Here is a 17,650-nt window from a genome sequence, read left to right as displayed (position 1 = left end):
AAAAAATATTAGATTCTTAATAACTGATCACGAAAATTATCTATGAAAAATATTTTGGTAACAGGAGGACTGGGTTATATAGGAGCCCATACGGTGGTTGCTTTACAGCAAGCAGGCTATGAAGTAGTTATTGTTGATGATCTGTCTAATACCCATATTTCAGTATTAGATAACATTACAAAAATTACAAATATAAAGCCGGAATTTTATCCTATTGATTTAAAGAACCTGGAAGTTGTTGACCAATTGTTTAAAGATACTAAAATAGATGGCATTATTCATTTTGCAGCTTATAAGGCAGTAGGTGAATCAGTAGAAAAACCTTTAATGTATTATCGTAACAATCTTTTAGGATTAATTAATATATTAGAAGCAATGGGAAAATATAACATTGATTATTTTATTTTTTCCTCTTCATGTACCGTGTATGGACAGGCAGACGAAATGCCTATTAATGAACAAACACCTTTAAAACGTGCAGAAGCTCCGTATGGAAAAACCAAAGCTATGGGTGAAGAAATAATATCTGATTTTGTGAGCGCGACAGATAAAAAAAGCATTGCTTTACGTTATTTTAATCCTGTAGGAGCCCATAAGTCATCTTTAATAGGGGAAATGCCTAATGGTATTCCCAACAATCTGATTCCATATATTACTCAAACGGCAGCTGGTATCCATAAAACGCTGAAAGTTTTTGGAAATGATTACGACACTCGGGATGGAACTGCAATTCGTGACTATATTGATGTTAATGATCTTGCTGATGCGCACGTAAAAGCTTTAAACCGCTTATTGAATAAAGAAAATAAAAATAATTTGGAATTTTTTAATCTGGGATCAGGGATAGGATCTACTGTTCTTGAAATTATTCAGTCTTTCGAAAAGGCTAACAACATAAAAATTCCTTATGAAATAAGAAATCGTAGAGCAGGAGATATTCAAGAAGCATATGCAAATTACTCATCAGCAGAAAGAGAGTTAAATTGGAAACCTGTAACTAACTTAGAGACATCGATGAAAACAGCTTGGGAATTTGAACAGTCTGTTAATAATATTTTGCGTAAGTAAAAGCTGATTTAAATAATGAAAAAAATATTAGTAACAGGAGCCGCGGGTTTTATTGGTTTTTTTACCATGCAGCGTTTATTAAAAGAAAATTATACTGTAGTAGGCTTGGACAACATCAATGATTACTACGATGTAAATTTAAAATATGCACGTCTTAAAGAGTTGGGTTTTTATAGACAGGATGCTGAACAATGGAATAAAGAAATAAACTCGAATAAGACCGAGAATGCAATTTTTATTCGTTTAAATTTAGAGGACAGAGAAAATCTTCCTAAGCTATTTAAAAAACATGAGTTTGATATTGTAATTAATTTAGCAGCTCAGGCAGGTGTCCGTTATAGTTTAGAAAATCCCCTGGCTTATGTAGACAGCAATTTAGTTGGCTTTATAAATATATTAGAATGTTGTCGTCATCATAAAATTAAGCATTTAATATATGCATCCAGCTCTTCAGTCTATGGAGAGAATCCAAAAGTTCCTTTTTCGGAGGATGACAGGGTAGATTACCCGGTAAGTTTATATGCTGCTACCAAAAAAGCAAATGAATTAATGGCACACACTTATAGCCATTTATATCAGTTACCTACTTCTGGTTTACGTTTTTTTACGGTTTACGGACCTTATGGACGACCAGATATGGCGCCAATTTTGTTTGCTTCTGCAATTACATCTAACAAACCGATTAAGGTTTTTAATCATGGAGATATGAGCCGTGATTTTACTTATATTGACGATATTGTAAACGGAATATTAGTTACGTCAAATAATCCACCAAAAGAAGATTCTAAACAGCCATATTATCAATTATTTAATATAGGTAATGGTTCGCCGGTTTCTTTAATGGAATTCATTGAAACACTAGAAAATGAATTAGGGAAAGTAGCTGAGAAAAATATGATGCCAATGCAATCAGGTGATGTGCCGAGGACGTGGGCTGATACACAGCGGTTAAATCTTTTAGGATATAAAAGCACCACTTCAGTTCAAGAAGGGGTTAAAAAATTTGTGGAATGGTTTGCAAAACAATAAAAAAATAAAATATTTTTATTTAAAACTGAAATAGGAAGAAAGATCATCAAATATTAAAATAATATGGGGAACATACTTGTAGTAATACCTGCCAGAGGAGGATCAAAAGGTATTCCGAGAAAAAACCTACGACTGTTGAATGATAAACCGCTAATTTACTATGCAATAAATACGGCATTAAATTCAAAATATTGTCCTGACGTATATGTATCTAGCGAAGATGATGAAATATTAAACTCAGCACTTTTATTTGGAGCAAAAACACATAGAAGAGATCAAGCCATAGCAGATGATAAAAGTACTTTAGATCCAGTAATTTATGCTTGTTTTGAATATGCAAGAACAATAGAGAAAAAAGAATATGACTACATTATTACAATGCAGCCTACTTCACCTCTTTTGACTAAGACTTCTCTCGATGCTGCAATAAAAAAGGCAATAGAAAATAAAAATATTGAAACAATTATTTCCGCTAAAGATAATACGCATTTATCTTGGAGATTGGAAAATAATGTTTTTATTCCAAATTATAAAGAAAGAGTCAATAGGCAATATTTAACGCCGACATTTGTAGAAACAGGAGGATTTTTTATTACAAGACAAGACATTATTAAGCCTAATAACAGGATAGGTAAAAATGTTGAACTATTTGTTTTAGGTAATGGAGAAGAGATAGATATTGATACTTATGATGATTGGAATATTTGTGAATATCACATCAGAAAAAAACATATAGTTTTTGTTGTAACAGGAAATAATGTGGTTGGTTTAGGACATGTTTATAATACGTTGTTAATTGCAAATGATATATTAAATCATAAGATATCTTTTTTAGTAGATAAAGACAGCCAATTAGCTTTTGATAAAATAGCATCAAAAAATTATCCCGTTTACATTCAGAAAGAAGATAATATAATTGAAGACATAAAAAATCTATCACCAGATATAGTTATTAATGATAGGCTTGATACAACTTCAGAATATATGAATAATCTTAAGTCATTGGATTTTAAAGTAATAAATTTTGAAGATTTAGGTGAAGGAGCAAAAAAAGCAGATTTAGTTATCAATGCAATCTATCCGGAAAAAAATGTTTTAAAAAATCATCACTTTGGACATAAATATTTTATACTTCGAGATGAGTTTATTTACTCTAATCAAAAAATAATTAATAAAGAAGTACGAAATATTTTAATAACTTTTGGCGGAGTAGATCCAAATAATTATACTGAAAAAGTTCTAAAAACTATTTATGATTATTGCCAAGATAAAAACATTTCAATAACCATTATAACAGGTTTTGGTTATGATAAATTTGAGACATTAAAGAAGTATCAGAATATTGAAATACTGAAAAATGTTAGTAATATATCATCCTATATGTTGAATGCAGATTTGATATTTACTTCGGCAGGAAGAACAGTATTCGAAATTGCCAGTATTGGAACCCCGGCAATTGTATTGGCACAAAATGAAAGAGAACTTACTCACTTTTTTGCAAGTAGTGAATATGGTTTTTTAAATTTAGGGTTGGGTTATAATGTAGATAACAATGATTTATATAATAACTTTGTAGATTTGATAGAATCTTATGACAATAGATTATATATGGGAGAATTAATGAAGAGAAGAAATTTAAAAGAAAGTAGAAAAGCAGTTATAAAATTAATACAAGACCTAATAAACGAATAATATATGAAAATTAAAGAACTTTTTGATGCGATTAATCCTTACGATAATAAGTTATATAAACCTTATGTGATAGCAGAAATTGGAGTTAACTATGAAGGTAGTATGGAGTTGGCTAAAAGATTAGTAGATGAAGCTAAAGAAGGCGGGGCAGATGCCGTAAAGTTTCAAACGTATAAAGCAGATACAATAGCCTCAAAAAATTCTCCAGCATATTGGGATACTACAAAAGAACCAACTTTAAGCCAGCACGAGCTTTTTACAAAACATCAAGGATTTTGGTTCGAAGAAATGCAGGAGTTGAAAAACTATTGTGATAAGCTAGATATTGAATTTATGAGTACTCCTTTTGATATGGAGTCAGCTACGTTTTTAAACGATATGATGGATGTTTATAAAATATCTTCAAGCGATTTAACCAATAAACCTTTTATAGAATATATGTGTAGTTTCGGGAAGCCAATAATTTTATCTACCGGAGCAAGCAGTTTAAGTGAAGTGCAAGAAGCGGTGAGTTGGATAGAAAAATTTGGAAATCCATTAGCTTTGTTGCATTGTGTATTGAATTATCCTACTCCGGATAAAAATGCCAATTTGGGAATGATAATGGACTTAAAAGCAAAATTTCCGGATAAGTTGATAGGTTATAGCGACCATACCTTGCCAAATGATATGAAAGTTTGTGAAATAGCTACCTTATTAGGAAGTGTAATTATAGAAAAGCATTTCACACACGATAAAACCTTACAAGGAAACGATCATTATCACGCTATGGATAAAGAAGATTTAAAGGTGTTTAGAAATAATTTAGAACGTACTTTTGACGTTTTGGGAGGTTTTAAATTAATTGCTTTGGAAGATGAGGCTATTTCAAGAAGAGAAGCCAGACGTAGTTTGGTTGCAAGTAGAAACATACCAAAAGGCAAAATAATTGAAAAAGAGGATTTAACCTTTAAACGTCCTGCCCATGGAGTTTCGCCAAAATACATAGATGATATAATTGGCAAAGTAGCAGCTTTTGATATTAACGAGGATGATATCATCCAATGGAAAGTAGTTGAATAAATGGATTATTATGTAATATTAACCGGTAGTAAAAACAATGCAGGCGATTTTTTAATTAAATATCGCGCAAAACAGCTTTTTAAATCTTTGCGTCCAGATAGAGAAATAATTGATTTTAATGCGTGGGAAGAATTTGACAAAGAACAACTAGATGTAGTTAATAAAGCAAAAGCCCTCATACTTATGGGAGGTCCTTCTTTGCAAAAAAACATGAGACCGGGCATCTATAAATTGACTAAAAATATAGATGATATCAAAGTTCCTATAATTACTATGGGAATTGGATGGAAATCTATTGCAGGCAATTGGGAAAATACTTATGATTATCCTTTAAGCAGCGAAAGTATTGAACTTTTAAACAGAATAAATAATAGCGGCTATCTTTCTAGTGTTAGAGATTATCATACACTCAATGCAATAAGATTTAAGGGATTTGATAATTTCCTAATGACTGGCTGTCCGGCATATTACGATTTAGATTATATCAATAAAGAATTTATCAACCCTAAAATTAAAAAAATTGCATTTTCTTTAGGGGTTTCGTTTATACATAGTCCTTCTATGGATAAATTAATGAAAGATAACATTCTTAAATGTAAAGCACAGTTTAAAGATAAAGATTTTGAAGTAGTTTTTCATCATTCTTTAAATAAAGATAAGTTTTTATCTACACATGGAGCTACACAAAAACACAATCTTGCTCATCAAGAATTTGCAAAATGGTTAGAGCTGCAAAAAATTAAATATACTGATATATCAGGTAGTGCAGAAAATCTAATGAATTATTATTCAAAAGTAGATTTACATATAGGTTATAGGGTACACGCACATATTTTTATGAATAGTATATCCAAGTTTTCAATATTAATTAGTGAAGACGGAAGGGCTAAAGGAGCAAAAGAAGTAATAGGCGGTATTGTTTTAGATGGTTTTACTGATTATAAGAATAATAATTTATCTAAACTTCTTAATAAGTTAAGTGTTTATGATATGTATCAGGCTAATAAAAACCTGACAAAAGAGATTATATCTAATATTGAGTACGAAGCTAAAATTGATTTTGTGAGAATAAAAAATTCAAGAAATCAAATAGATAATAATTTTAAAATAATAAAACAATTTTTATTGCAATTACCATAAGAGATATTGGAATAAACAAGGGTGAATATTAATAGAAGTACTTAATTTTTAAATGAAAGATAAAATAATGTCTTTGTTAAAGGCTAGTTTTTTCAAAGGATTTGCGGTCTATCTTGGAAGTTCTGTAATCAATAAGGCAATCCCTTTTTTATTACTTCCCATATTGACGAAATACTTATCTCCGGAGGAATACGGTATTTTAGCATTATATCAAGTAATGATTAGTTTTGTAATGCCTTTTATAGGTATGAATATGCAAAACAATATTACTCGAAATTTCTTTTCAAAATCTAAAGAATTTTTAGCTAAAGTAATTTTTAATTTAGTAGTGGTTTTGACCACAACTACTGTTGTTGTTACTTTGATTCTTTCAATATATTTGCTTTTAGGGGGTAATCACTTTTCAATCCCGACTCGTTGGATATACGCATTACCGATTATGGCTTATATGGGAGCTTTAAATGATTTTAATTTATCTATACTTAGAAATAGCAAAAAGCCTTTGTTTTACGGCGCTTTTGAAATATCCAAAACAATCATAGATTTATCTATAACCATTCTTCTGATTGTTGTTTATAGTTTCAGTTGGGAAGGACGGGCTATTGGTATGTTGATAAGTACAGTTATTATCGGAGGACTTTCCGTTTTTAGGATGTGGAAAAATGGGTATTTACTAATTGAGATTGATAAATCTCAAATCAATGAAATTTTACGAATATCTTTACCGTTGATACCACACGCACTGGGAGGGGTAATTATGGCAGTTGGCGACCGGATTATCATAGACCAAATGGTGGGTACTGCTGAAATGGGAATTTATACAGTAGGTTATCAGTTTGGTATGATAATGACATTAGTTACTACAGCATTTAATCAAACTTGGACACCTTGGATGTATGAATTACTAGCACAAAATAAATTAGAAAATAAAATCAAAATTGTAAAAGCAACTTATATAACTTGTATAAGTTTTATACTAATAGCTTTGTTAATTACAACTATCTCATATTTCTTGCTTCCATATATGACAACAAAAGAGTACCATGGTGCTTTTGTATATGTTATTTGGGTAGCTTTAGGGTATGCCTTTTTTGGAATGTATACATTAGTTTTTCCGTACGGGGTGCATGTAGGAAAAACTTCATATTTAGGAATAATTACATTTTCTGCGGCTGCTATAAATATCTTGGCGAATTTGGTTCTAATTAAATTAAACGGACCTGTAGGTTCTGCCCAAGCTACTTTAATTTCTTATATATTTATGTTTGTATCGGTATGGTGGTATTCAAATAAGTTATTCCCTATGCCTTGGTTTAAATTTATTAAAAAATAAAATTAAATATTTAAATTTTTTATATGTTAAATAGGTGTTTCGTTTTTTTTAAAAATTTTTGTTTTTTGCTAATACAATCTAAAAGCCAATTATTTAGTTTGTTAAGTCTATTCAAAAGTTTAGCGGTATATGATTTAAAATCAGCTTCATCTGTACTTTATTTTTCACTTGAATCATTGACATCTGTTTATAGATACAAAAAATTAGGCAAAACTACTACTAAGTTAATAGAAAGTAAAAAGCTTACAAAAGAAAAACATAATAGTCTGTTTATATTAGGAAGTGGTCCTTCTGTGAATGAACTTAGCAAAGAAGAATGGAATTATATCAGAGAAAATGATTCTTGGGGATTTAATCAATGGTTTTGTAATGATTTTGTACCTTCGGGATATATAGCACAATCTCTTATTGAACCGAAAAACGATAAATTACAGTCACGTTCATACAGACATAACAAAATGGTTAGTAAAATGCTGTTAGATAAAAAAGAATACTATACAGATATTGATTTTTTTATAAGGGGAGACGCGGTAAACAGACAAAAATTTTACCAGACAGAATTAGGCATAAACATTGAAAGTGTAACAAATGGACAATGTTCATTATTAGCAGAATTGCCTGTTAGCTCTTCAAATAAAATACCACCTGATATACTTTTAAATATTTTATATGAAAAAGGATTTTATAAAATAAAAGATGAAATACAACCTATTCCAAAAATAGGAAGTACAATTACAGAATTAATATCTTTTGCCCTGATGCTTGGTTATAAAGAAATAGTATTATGTGGAATAGATATGAATGATGGGGGACATTTTTATGATAATGAAGATTATTTTCAACGTTATCCGATGTTGAGAGAACTAAGTAGATTTAATCACACCAGAACTGTTGGAGGTGGACACGAGCATATGGATACTTCTACGCGCCCTTTTACCATTAAAGAATACATTATGGCTTTAAAAAGTCTAGCAAAAAGTAAGTTTAATGCAGATATATATGTCATTAGAGAAACAAGTACGTTGTATCCCGACTTACCAAAATATAAATATCATGAATAAAATATTTTTTTGCTTAATATTTATAGTTTTTAGTTTTATTTCTTGTAAAGGACAGAATTCATATAATGAGTTGGCAAAACAAATTAATTCAACTATACCTCAAGAATATTTTCAGAAAAGAGATGAATTAATTGCAAAAGGAAATGAACTTTCAACCTATTTGCCTTTTGAGCATTCAAAAAAAGGTAATGTTGATTATACAAAAGAGTTACAACAAGGTATTGATAAGGGCGGTGTTTTAGTACTTCCGGATTATCCTTTATTGGTTAATGAAAAAGGAATACAGCTGAAGAGTAATACTAAACTTGTTTTTAGAGAACATTCAAAGTTAATTATGAAACCTAATGCTGAAACTCACTATACCGTTCTCGACTTAACAGATGTGGAAAATGTTGATGTATACTTTGCCAATATAGAAGGAGATAGAGAGGAGCATCTGATTAGTAAAGGAGAATGGGGAATGGGAATCAGGATTCAAGGAAGTAAAAATGTCAATATTTATGCTCCAACCATTACAAATTGCTGGGGAGATGGGATTTATATCAGAGGAAACGGGAAAATCCAAAGTAAAAAAATTTCTGTTAATCATTTTAACATACATCGTGCCAGAAGAAATGGTATCACAATCGTTTCGGTGGATGATTTATTTTTAAATAATGGTCTTATTTCCGATACAAACGGTACGGCTCCTCAAAGCGGGATTGATATTGAGCCAAATCGCCCAACAGATATCCTAAAAAATATTATAATAAAAGACATAACTACTTACAATAGCAAAGGGGATGGAATAATGATTCATCTGGCAAAACTACTGTTAAAGCAAAAAGAAAAATTAGATCCAAAAGTAAATATTACAATTGAAAACCATAAAGACATAGAATCTCTATATGCAGTACGGATTAGTGGACGATCAAAAGACGATTCAAATAGTAAGTATGAAAACTCATTAAAAATAGATGGAGAAATTGTTTTTAAAAATTCTCAGTGGATTTGGAATAAAGATGATTTACCAGTAAGATTTTCACCTAAAAAAGACAGAGTATTAGAATATGGTTTTAACCCGAAAGTAAAATTTGAAAATATAACTATTTTAGAAAATAATTGGAAAATAAATAGTAAACAAAAATATTTTGTAGAAGAAGTTTTAAATAAAGTAAAAAAATTATAGAAATGATATTTGTAAAGTTATATTCTAAATTTAGATCATATTTCTGGTCTGAATATGTAAAGAGAAAATGTTACTCCCATGGAAAAAAAATTAAAGCTAATAGGAGAACAATTTTAAGTAAAAATGTTATTTTAGGTGAAAACGTAAATTTTAATGGAATGAAAATTTCAAAGGGTGGAATTGTTAGAATAGGTAATAATTTTCACTCTGGCGATGGTTGCAGAATTATTGCCCAACATCATAATTACGAAGGGGAGTGTATTCCTTATGATAAAACATATATAAACAGTAATATAACGATAGAAGACAATGTATGGTTAGGACATAATGTTATAATTTTAGGTAACATAACTATTGGTGAAGGGGCTATAATACAGGCAGGAAGTACAGTTGTTTCAAATATACCTAAGTATGCTATAGCAGGAGGACATCCTGCTAAAGTATTTAAAAACAGAGATATAGATCATTATGAGATTCTGAAAAAACAAGAAAAATTTCTTTAATTAGGTTCTTTCATTATTAATGATTTAATTTTTAAATAAATAAAACATTTGTAAATTAATAGGCATTTTGGATACAATTAAATTATCAACAGGTAGAAAAAAAGACAATCTAAATACAAGTATAATTGCACTATATTTTCTTCTTTGTTTTTTTTCATTATATGAATTTCAGTTGATACTTATTAACTCTTTAATTGTGTTATTAGGATTGTATTTATTTATTGCAAATTTCAATTATATTGTAAAAAAACATTATAGCTTACTTTGGATTTTCTTATTATTTGCAATCTATTCTAGTGCTTGTCTATTTCTTTTTCAAGATAGAGTTACTTATACTCCTATTAGAGTTATGGTACATTTTGCTCTTTTTATAACGTTGATTAGATATAATATAAATTCAGTGGTGATAAAGTGGGGATTGTATATATATGTAATGTATATGCTATATCTTATATTTGTTAGAGGGATTTACATTAATGCTATTTTTCCTGGATCTAGTAAAAATATAGTAGGTTGGTTTAGTTTAGGACTATGTGTCTTGTATTATGTAGCAGAAGTTGGAAAGAAAAACATTCAAAATGCTAATTTACATTTCAATTTATTGCCTGCAATTCTAACTTTATTATTGTGTTTAGTTACCTTAGGACGAAGTAATATTGTGTGTTCTTTTTTACTTTTATTTGTAGTATTATGGTATAATCTTAAGAGATTTTCAATAGTAAAGAAAATGTTTTTTACTTTGTTGATAGCCATTTTTACAATTTCTGTAGTATATATATTTTATGATTTATTAGAATCTGGGTTGCAAAGATTTGATCAAAGAGGATTTGAATCTTACGAACGTGATTTAATGATTGTAGGCTATCGAGACAAATTAGATTTTTATACATTTTTATTAGGAGTAAATTCTGATCAATATCCGTTTACTATTCTCAATGGTAATTTCCATAACTCTTTTCTTGGCGGACATTCTAGCTTTGGTTTAATGTTTATATTGTTTATTGGATTTATTGTTCAGCTTTTTATTAAAAACTTTTTTAAATCCTTTATCTTCGTGATGTTGTCGTTGGTTTTATTAATAAGATCTTATACAGATGCTATTATGTTTATTGGCTTTTTTGATTTTGTTTTATTTGTCTTATTGTTTAAAATTAAAAAGAATTAATATAGAATTTCAATTATATGAAAGTACTTACATTGTTACATTCTCTTTCTATTGGAGGAATAGAAAAAACTCTCTTTCACTGTTTGCCTGAATTGCAAAAAGAAAATATTGAAATGACTATATGCTGTTTCAAAAAAGGAGGAAATTTAGAAGATGATTTTAAATTGAAAGGCGTGAATATAGTATATATAAAAAAAACAGGAAGTTTTTTTATGGACTTTATCCAATTATTTCTCATAGCACAAAAAAATAATTTTGATATAATTCACAGTCGATTAAGTTATACATCAGGAGGGTTTGCTTTAGCTTGTAAACTTTTAAATATTCCTTTTTTAGTTTCTATACATAATGAATTTCCTGCAACTTTGATTAGTTGGACAAAAAAGCCCTTACTAGCTAAAATACGTAAGTACTATTTACGTATGCATAAATTTCTTACTAAAAAATATGCTTCACTAATTGTAGGGCACTCAAGATCTAATTTAGATCGAAATTTTCCTGATTGGAAAAACTCAAAACAATTTACAGTATTATATAATGGAGTTGACTTTGAGTATTTAACCAAAAAACAAGATGTTATAATGGATGATTTTGCAAAATCATATGTTGAAAAATTAGGTGATAATGCTTTTAAAATTATTCATATTGGTACCTTTAAAGAGCAAAAAAATCATCTTTTTATGCTTGAAAGTTTTAGTATGTTAAATCCCATTATAAACAATTATCATTTGATTTTATTAGGTGATGGTGAATTACGCAAACAGATTGAGGATTCGGTACAAAACCTTGGACTACAAAATAATGTGCATCTTATAGGATTTTCTAAAAATGTAGGTACTTGGTTAAAACAATCTGATTTATTTTTCTTTCCTTCTATTTTTGAAGGTTTTGCAAATGTAATTATTGAAGCTCAATATCTTGAATTGCCCATATGTGCTTCAAGCATAAAACCTCATTTTGAATCGGTTCATAATTACTATCATAAATATTTCTTTTCTCCAATAGACAATAAAGAGTGCGTTCTCAAACTTACAGAGATTATCAATGATATTCAAGAAGGGAAGACTGGAAATAAAACTTCTGAAATTAAGCAAAATATGAATGAAAGATTTTCAATTAATCAAATGGCAAAAAACCTAATTTCAATTTATCATAGATATTAGAAAATAAATTAAAAAAAGAATTCTTATGATAGAAAAGAAAATAATTGTAATTAGTAGCTTATCAAGCTCTTTAGTAAATTTTAGATTTGATTTGCTAAAAGAGCTAGTTAAACATGGATATGAAGTTGTAGCATTAGGACCTGAAAAGGATGCTGATACTATTAAAACTTTAACTAGTATTGGGGTACGTTTTAGAGTTTTTAGTTTAGAACGAAATGGATTTAACCCGATTAAAGATATAAACACTATCCGTGAATTGCGAAAGATATATAAAGAAGAAAAGCCTGATTTTATCTTACCGTACACTGTAAAACCAGTTGTTTACTCAAATATAGCAAAAATAGGTTCAAACATAAAGTCTTTGAATTGGATTACAGGATTGGGCTTTTATGGTTTGGAGTCAAAAACTTTTAGGGATAAAATATCAAAGTCAATTATGACTTTTTTATATAAATTAAGTTTTAAAAAAAATGACATTGTTGTTTTTCAGAACAATGATGATTTAATGTATTTTAAAGATAAAGGAATTTTAAAATATAGAAATACTATAACGCCGGGGTCTGGAATAAATATAGAAAAGTATAGTTATTCCTTACCTCAAACAGAAATTATTAAATTTATTTTTGTTGGACGATTAATTAAAGCGAAAGGGATAGATGTATTTATCAAGGCTGCTGAAATTTTAAAAGATAAATATAATAATATTGAATTTACTGTAGTTGGTGCTGTAGATGAGGGAAATCCTGAAGCAATTCAAAAAGAAGAATATGAATTATTAAGGGAAAAAGGATTTGTTAATTTTACTGGGCATGTAAATAACGTCATTGATTATGTTAGAGAAAGTTCGGTTTTTGTATTACCCTCAATTTATAGAGAAGGTGTTCCTCGCTCTATATTAGAAGCAATGGCATTAGGAAGAGCAATCATAACAACGGACAATGTTGGCTGTAGAGAAACGGTAATTAAAGATTATAATGGGATTTTAATTGAAAAAAATAATGTTTCAAATCTTATCGAAGCAATGGAGTTTTTCTGTAAAAATCAGGATTTAATAATAGAATATGGAAAAAATAGTAGGTTATTAGCCGAAAGTAAATTTGATGTTAAAATTGTGAATAATATTATATTGGAGTCTTTGAAAGACTTATAAGACTTAAACCTAATGTACAGAAACTACCTTAAACGTCTGTTCGATTTTATAATAGCACTTTTAGTATTGCTGTTTATTTTTCCTATTTTGCTAATCTCTGCTGTCTTAATAAAAATCAGCTCACAAGGTCCCCTATTTTTTTTACAGGAACGATTAGGTAAAAACGGTGAAATTTTTAGTGTATATAAATTTCGGACTATGACTGATAAAAAACGAGATGTAAATCGTGAAATTTTAAAAGGAGATGCGGAAGTAACAAAAGTTGGTTATTATTTAAGGAGATTTAAGATTGATGAATTGCCACAAATTTTAAATATCCTTAAAGGTGATATGTCATTAGTTGGACCAAGACCTTGCATGCCATTTCAGATTAATGAGTTCAATGAAGATGGTAAATACAGAATCTTAGTAAAACCTGGAATGACTGGATTGGCTCAGACAAAGGGGAATATTTATTTATCGTGGGAGGAAAGGTGGAAATACGATAGACAATATGTAGAAAATATTTCTTTTTTGTTAGATTTACAAATCATTTTGAAAACTATTTTAATAGTACTCTTAGGAGAAGAAAAATTTTTAAAAAGACCAAATGCATAAAATTTTAGTTATAGGTGCTGTTAATACTACAAAGCATATTCTGAATCAATTAGTAAAACATGGATTTAATATTGTTGGTGTATTGGGACACGAGCCAGCGATGATAGAAAGGGTTTCAGGATGGACTGATTTAAAGACACAAGCAGAAAATCTGAGCATAGCTTATAAAGGTTTTGTAAGAATTAATGAGATAGAAAATATTATTTGGGCAAAAGAAAAAGCACCTGATATAATTTTTGCTGTTGGTTTTTCACAATTAATATCAGAAGAGTGGCTTCAAATGCCTTCCTTGGGTTGTATAGGCTTTCATCCAACGTATCTCCCGAAAGGACGTGGTAGGGCTCCCTTAGCGTGGATTACTTTAGAACAGTCTATTGGTTCAGCTACGTTTTTTTTAATGGGAAAAGGTGCAGATGATGGACCTGTTTTTGTTCAGGAAACCTTTTTAGTAGAAAAAGAAGATGATGCTACATCTGTTGAGCAAAAAATAGAAAAAGCAATCATAAAAAGTTTGGATAAATGGCTTCCCGAACTTAAAAAAGGAGTGTGGGAACCTATTATTCAAGATGAAGAAGAAGCTAGTTGGTATGGAAAACGATCTTTAGAGGACGGAAATATAAACTGGAATAATTCAGCTAATTATATTGACAGACTTATTAAAGCTAGTACACATCCACATCCCGGAGCTTACACATATTTTAAAGATGCTAAAGTTATTATCTGGAAAAGTGAAGTTGAAACAAAGATTCCTATTAAAGGAGTTGTAGGACGTATTTTATTAACGGATGATAAAAGAGGATTGTTAGTACAGTGCGGAACAGGTTTGGTTTGGCTTAAAAACATTGAAAAAACTGAAAATTTGAAAATCAATGTAGGTGATAAATTAGGGTACAATATAGAAGATGAAATATTTAAAATAAAGTCAATCTTAAAATCTTTACAAAATGAATAAGATAATAGTAGTGGCACCTCACGCAGATGATGAAATTATCGGTTGTGGTGCAACCATTGCAAAACATATACAACAGGGAGATGAAGTAATGGTGGTTATAGCAACTAATGCTTCTATAGGAGCTCCTGAACTTTTCTCTGATATTGATGTAGAAAATACAAGAGGCGAAGCTATACAGGCTCATAAATCATTAGGAATTACTAAAACACTTTTTTTAGAATTTCCTGCACCGGCACTTAATGCTTTTCCTGAATATAAAATATCATTAGAATTATCTAATATATTTCAGAGCTTCTGTCCTACACACTTGTATTTGCCCCACCCTGGTGACATTCATCAGGATCATAAAGCAATATACAGAGCAGCTTTGGTGGCAGCGAGACCTCAGGGAAATCATAAGATTAATAATATTTATTGTTATGAAACACTATCAGAAACGGAATGGACACCAATGCAAGAGAGACCATTTATACCAAATCACTTTGTTGATGTAACGAATGTGTTTTATAAAAAAGAAGAGGCAATGAATTGTTTTAAATCCCAAATTAAAGCATTTCCACATTCGCGTTCTTTAGAAGCGTTCGAAGCATTAGCAAAATTTAGAGGAGCCACTATTGGAGTTGATAGAGCAGAAGCTTTTATTGTAGAAAGACAAATTAGGATGTAAAATAGTTTAAATATAACAGGCAGATTGTCAATTTAGAATTAATATAGATTTTCATGAAAGATATAGCAATTTTCGGTGCAGGTGGTTTTGGTCGTGAAGTTAAAACCATTATTGATGCAATAAATAAGAAGAAACCTAATACTTATAATTTTATTGGTTTTTATGATGACGGTATTGACAAAGGAACTATTATAAATAATTTTCCTGTCTTAGGAGGAATCAAAGAATTAAATCAAGTTGAAGAAGGGTTGGCTTTAATTGTTTCAATTGGAGATCCAAAAATAAAAAAGAAAATTTTAGACAATATAATTAATTCAAACATTGTTTATCCTACTATTATCCATCCTAATGTTTCTATATCTAACGACGATGTATTAATAGGGAGTGGAACAATTATTTGTGAAGGAACTATAATTACATGTAATATTAAAATTGGAGATTTTGTCATTTTTAATCTAATGTGTACAGTTGGTCACGACACTGTTATTGAAGATTATTGTGCTTTTATGCCATCTGTAAATATTTCTGGAGAAGTGCATATTCAAAAAAGTGTGTATATAGGAACTGGTGCAAAAATCATAAATTTACTAAAAATAGGGGAGAATACGATAGTCGGAGCAGGGGCCGTGGTTTCTAAAACATTACCTGCAAATTGTACTGCAGTGGGTATTCCTGCTAAACCTATAAAATTTAATGAATAAAAATAAAAAGCATGGAAAATAAAATATGGTTATCCTCACCACACATGGGAGGAAATGAACTAAAATACATCCACGAAGCATTTGATGCCAACTGGGTAGCACCTTTGGGACCTAACGTCAACGGTTTCGAAGCTGATTTAGAACACTATTTAAAAGCAGATATTAAAGTAGCAGCATTGTCTGCTGGAACAGCAGCATTGCACTTGGCATTAATTGAATGTGACGTAAGGCAGGGCGACGAAGTAATATGCCAGTCCATGACGTTTTCGGCTTCTGCCAATCCAATTGCTTATCAGGGGGCCACACCTGTTTTTGTAGATTCAGAACCAGATACCTGGAATATATGCCCGGTTGCTTTGGAAGAAGCCATAAAAGACCGTATCGAAAAAGGAAAGACGCCAAAAGCAATTATAGCCGTACATTTATACGGTATGCCTTTTAAAGCAGATGAAGTACTGGCAGTTGCTAACAAATACAATATTCCTGTAATTGAAGATGCAGCCGAAGCTTTAGGATCAACCTACAATGGGAAAGCCTGTGGAACATTCGGGCGTTTTGGCGTATTGTCCTTTAACGGCAACAAAATCATTACCACTTCAGGAGGAGGTGCCTTAGTTTGCCGCACTCAGGAAGATAAAGATCAAACCGTGTTTTTATCCACACAAGCGCGAGACAACGCCCCACATTATCAACATTCTCAAATTGGATATAACTACCGAATGAGTAATATCTGTGCAGGAATCGGTCGCGGACAAATGGAAGTTCTAAATGATAGGGTAAAAGCTCGTCGAAAAATGAACGAGTTTTATAAAGAACTTTTCAAAGACATTGACGGAATAACCTTATTTACTGAATCAACGGAAGAGTATTATTCTAATCATTGGTTATCAGCTATCTTAATTAATCCGGAAGTTACAGGAAAAACACGAGAAGATTTACGTCTCGCCTTTTTAGAAGATAATATAGAATCCCGCCCCTTGTGGAAACCCATGCACTTACAACCAGTATTTGCTAAAACACCATACTATGGAGGAAAAGTAAGTGAAGAATTATTTAAAAACGGCTTGTGTTTGCCGTCCGGTTCTAATCTTACCGATGAAGAACGAAACAGAATTGCATCTAAAGTAAAAGAGGTATTTGGGAAATAACCTATAACAATAAAACTAATCTTTCCAAAATAAATCACTATGAGTTCATAG

17 protein-coding genes are annotated in these 17,650 nt (G+C 30.3%); all 17 read left to right on the top strand.

Annotation, left to right across the window (positions count from 1 at the left end; genetic code table 11):
- Positions 1 to 42 precede the first annotated feature (42 nt).
- The gene (galE, locus tag C8P70_RS01735; protein WP_133711635.1) at positions 43 to 1,068 is read left to right on the top strand and encodes a UDP-glucose 4-epimerase GalE; all 1,026 of its coding nucleotides are present in this window, start codon (positions 43 to 45) and stop codon (positions 1,066 to 1,068) included.
- A gap of 15 nt (positions 1,069 to 1,083) precedes the next feature.
- Positions 1,084 to 2,097, top strand: a complete 1,014-nt coding sequence (locus C8P70_RS01730; RefSeq protein WP_133711634.1) for an NAD-dependent epimerase — start codon at positions 1,084 to 1,086, stop codon at positions 2,095 to 2,097.
- A 63-nt stretch (positions 2,098 to 2,160) separates the two neighbouring features.
- Complete coding sequence (locus C8P70_RS01725) at positions 2,161 to 3,789, top strand: cytidylyltransferase domain-containing protein (protein WP_133711633.1); 1,629 nt, start codon at positions 2,161 to 2,163, stop codon at positions 3,787 to 3,789.
- 3 nt (positions 3,790 to 3,792) lie between these two features.
- Complete coding sequence (locus C8P70_RS01720; RefSeq protein ID WP_133711632.1) at positions 3,793 to 4,851, top strand: N-acetylneuraminate synthase family protein; 1,059 nt, start codon at positions 3,793 to 3,795, stop codon at positions 4,849 to 4,851.
- Complete coding sequence (locus tag C8P70_RS01715) at positions 4,852 to 5,991, top strand: polysaccharide pyruvyl transferase family protein (RefSeq protein WP_133711631.1); 1,140 nt, start codon at positions 4,852 to 4,854, stop codon at positions 5,989 to 5,991.
- Positions 5,992 to 6,043: 52 nt separating this feature from the next.
- Positions 6,044 to 7,324 (top strand): oligosaccharide flippase family protein, encoded by a 1,281-nt coding sequence (locus C8P70_RS01710; protein WP_133711630.1) that lies wholly within the window; start codon positions 6,044 to 6,046, stop codon positions 7,322 to 7,324.
- 65 nt (positions 7,325 to 7,389) lie between these two features.
- Positions 7,390 to 8,385, top strand: a complete 996-nt coding sequence (locus C8P70_RS01705) for a hypothetical protein (protein WP_133711629.1) — start codon at positions 7,390 to 7,392, stop codon at positions 8,383 to 8,385.
- Positions 8,378 to 9,553 carry a right-handed parallel beta-helix repeat-containing protein gene (locus C8P70_RS01700; RefSeq protein WP_166666159.1) on the top strand — a complete coding sequence of 392 codons (1,176 nt, stop codon included), beginning with the start codon at positions 8,378 to 8,380 and terminating at the stop codon, positions 9,551 to 9,553. Before C8P70_RS01705 ends, C8P70_RS01700 begins: the two co-directional genes overlap by 8 nt.
- Positions 9,554 to 9,555: 2 nt before the next feature.
- Positions 9,556 to 10,056, top strand: coding sequence for an acyltransferase (locus C8P70_RS01695; RefSeq protein ID WP_133711627.1), 501 nt, complete (start codon positions 9,556 to 9,558; stop codon positions 10,054 to 10,056).
- Between the two features lie 67 nt (positions 10,057 to 10,123).
- The gene (locus C8P70_RS01690) at positions 10,124 to 11,221 is read left to right on the top strand and encodes a hypothetical protein (RefSeq protein WP_133711626.1); all 1,098 of its coding nucleotides are present in this window, start codon (positions 10,124 to 10,126) and stop codon (positions 11,219 to 11,221) included.
- Positions 11,222 to 11,238: 17 nt separating this feature from the next.
- Positions 11,239 to 12,384 (top strand): glycosyltransferase, encoded by a 1,146-nt coding sequence (locus C8P70_RS01685; RefSeq protein WP_133711625.1) that lies wholly within the window; start codon positions 11,239 to 11,241, stop codon positions 12,382 to 12,384.
- Between the two features lie 25 nt (positions 12,385 to 12,409).
- Positions 12,410 to 13,534, top strand: a complete 1,125-nt coding sequence (locus C8P70_RS01680) for a glycosyltransferase family 4 protein (RefSeq protein ID WP_133711624.1) — start codon at positions 12,410 to 12,412, stop codon at positions 13,532 to 13,534.
- Between the two features lie 12 nt (positions 13,535 to 13,546).
- Complete coding sequence (locus C8P70_RS01675) at positions 13,547 to 14,131, top strand: sugar transferase (RefSeq protein ID WP_133711623.1); 585 nt, start codon at positions 13,547 to 13,549, stop codon at positions 14,129 to 14,131.
- A complete protein-coding gene (locus C8P70_RS01670) occupies positions 14,124 to 15,083 on the top strand; it encodes a methionyl-tRNA formyltransferase (RefSeq protein WP_133711622.1) in 960 nt (319 codons plus the stop codon). The genes C8P70_RS01675 and C8P70_RS01670 overlap by 8 nt, the downstream gene beginning before the upstream one ends.
- Positions 15,076 to 15,750 (top strand): PIG-L deacetylase family protein, encoded by a 675-nt coding sequence (locus C8P70_RS01665; protein WP_133711621.1) that lies wholly within the window; start codon positions 15,076 to 15,078, stop codon positions 15,748 to 15,750. Before C8P70_RS01670 ends, C8P70_RS01665 begins: the two co-directional genes overlap by 8 nt.
- A 53-nt stretch (positions 15,751 to 15,803) precedes the next feature.
- On the top strand, positions 15,804 to 16,451 hold the full coding sequence (locus tag C8P70_RS01660) for an acetyltransferase (protein WP_133711620.1): 648 nt from the start codon (positions 15,804 to 15,806) through the stop codon (positions 16,449 to 16,451).
- A gap of 11 nt (positions 16,452 to 16,462) precedes the next feature.
- Positions 16,463 to 17,599, top strand: coding sequence for a DegT/DnrJ/EryC1/StrS family aminotransferase (locus C8P70_RS01655; protein WP_133711619.1), 1,137 nt, complete (start codon positions 16,463 to 16,465; stop codon positions 17,597 to 17,599).
- Positions 17,600 to 17,650: the final 51 nt, after the last annotated feature.

This window comes from Myroides indicus (assembly GCF_004364575.1).
Classification (GTDB): domain Bacteria; phylum Bacteroidota; class Bacteroidia; order Flavobacteriales; family Flavobacteriaceae; genus Flavobacterium; species Flavobacterium indicum_A.
The sequence above is the reverse complement of the archived record's forward strand: the minus strand, read 5'-3'. Positions and strand labels throughout refer to the sequence as shown.